Consider the following 904-nt stretch of genomic DNA (forward strand, 5'->3'; position numbering starts at 1 on the left):
TCATCACATAAATGTTATCAACCATACCAATTGCGGTAATCACCGAATCTAAAGAGAATACGGCATCTAACACTACAATTTGCGCAACAACTGCTGCAAAACTTGCATAAACAATATTGGTGGTAACTTTAACTTCAGGCTTGCCTTCAATCTTTTCATGTAGTTCAGTTACGGCTTTATACACAAGGAATAAACCACCGAATAAAAGAATGAGATCTCGACCTGAGAATGTCCAATCAAAGACGGTAATAAGCGGTTTGGTCAAAGTGACTAACCAAGAGATGGCAAACAATAAACCCAAGCGCATGAATAAAGCGAGGGATAAACCCACGACACGCGCTTTATCACGTTGTTCTGGAGGAAGTTTTTCGGCCAAAATGGCAATAAAGACTAGGTTATCAATACCTAAAACAATTTCTAAAACAATAAGAGTGAGTAAACCAATCCAAATTCCCGGATCTAATAAAAACTCCATTAGTTTATCTCTCCGAGTTTATAAATTTGGTTAAAAATAAACCTAGACCTGCACGGCGACGGATCCATAAATATGACCTGTTCAACAATAGATAAATTTATTATGCATAATTCAGAAAAATTGTAATTAGATTTTTGTATTTTTAGCGACTTAACCCTACTCTGGTAAGCAGTTCAGCTTATTTTTTATACTTTTATTTCATCTGTTCATCGGATTTTTAGCTTAAGAAAAGATAAAATTTATCGCTAAGTACATGCGTTGACCAATAAATAAAAAAGATATTTTAAACAAATACTTATTTTGTAAATTCATATAAGAAAAATTTAATGAATACACTGGACTGATTTGTTAACTAGATGATAAAAAAGCAGCAGATCTTTATTAAAAAGATCCGTTCACCCCAGTTTCTCTACACCAGAACAAAACATT

Annotated in this window: 1 protein-coding gene; it reads right to left on the reverse strand. The window is 33.4% G+C overall.

The window, feature by feature from the left end; genetic code table 11:
* A partial coding sequence (locus tag B2Y23_RS06310) for a TerC family protein (protein ID WP_291369695.1) occupies positions 1-475 on the reverse strand: 475 nt, incomplete at its 3' end.
* Positions 476-904 lie beyond the last annotated feature (429 nt).

This window comes from Acinetobacter sp. UBA5934 (genome assembly GCF_002430855.1).
GTDB lineage: Bacteria > Pseudomonadota > Gammaproteobacteria > Pseudomonadales > Moraxellaceae > Acinetobacter.